This is a genomic window from Achromobacter sp. JD-1, assembly GCF_038594925.1.
Taxonomy (GTDB): domain Bacteria; phylum Pseudomonadota; class Gammaproteobacteria; order Burkholderiales; family Burkholderiaceae_B; genus Achromobacter; species Achromobacter spanius_C.
This window is the reverse complement of sequence record NZ_JBCGCS010000098.1, coordinates 1-687: the sequence shown is the minus strand read 5'-3', so window position 1 is coordinate 687 and position 687 is coordinate 1. Positions and strand designations below refer to the sequence as shown.

2 protein-coding genes are annotated in these 687 nt (G+C 61.3%); both read left to right on the top strand.

Annotated elements, in window-relative coordinates; translation table 11 throughout:
- Positions 1 to 238: hypothetical protein (locus WBR68_RS31395; RefSeq protein ID WP_230696274.1), on the top strand; the 238-nt coding region annotated here is incomplete at its 5' end.
- Positions 239 to 346: 108 nt separating this feature from the next.
- Positions 347 to 676, top strand: a complete 330-nt coding sequence (locus tag WBR68_RS31390) for a TrbC/VirB2 family protein (protein WP_230696273.1) — start codon at positions 347 to 349, stop codon at positions 674 to 676.
- The last annotated feature ends 11 nt before the right edge of the window (positions 677 to 687 follow it).

Genomic DNA, 687 nt, shown 5'->3' with positions numbered 1-687 from the left:
GGTCATCGCCGGCGCAGGCCTGGCGGTACCGGCCATCGTGAAGGAGGGCGGCGCGCCCGCCAATGCTGACGCCAAGATGCGTAGCCCGCCGCTTCCGAAGTCGTCCAAACCCGATGCCTTTCAGAAGCCCCGCAACGACGCTTTTGTAGTGCCTCGCAAAGACGCATTCGAACCGCGCCCAGATGCCACATTCGGCAGGCCGGTTCCAACGCCGTCCTCGCGCCTGCCGGCGCAGTAGAAGCGCACCCCTCGCCGGTGTTTAGCCGCTAAACACCGGCCCTCTCATCTACCTCAACGAATGCCGCCCCGCTCATCGGCCGGGTGGCGTCACCCATTGGAGTTTCAAATGACCGCAGCATCCAATATCTCCCCTGTCGACTCGCAGCCCAAGATTCGCCGCGCGGTTGCCGCCCTGGCATACGCGACCTTGGCAGTGCTCCTCTTGCTGCAACCGGAACTGGCGATGGCGCAGTTCGAAAAGGCCACCACTACCGTGCAGAAGATCAAAGATTGGCTGTGGCTCATCATTCCTGTCATTGGTCTTGTTTCCGCCGGCATCATCGGCATCCTTTACTCGTTCGATGTGATTCGCAAGGAGACCGCCTATCAATGGGCAGTGGGTATCGTCTTTTCCGGTGCCATCGCTGGCGGCATCATCAAGCTGGTCTTCGGTTGATGGCCACCTCG

What these genes read in the sequence shown, in the direction of transcription:
- WBR68_RS31390 (WP_230696273.1), top strand. Translation starts at nt 347, where the DNA reads ATGACCGCAGCATCCAATATCTCCCCTGTCGACTCGCAGCCCAAGATT.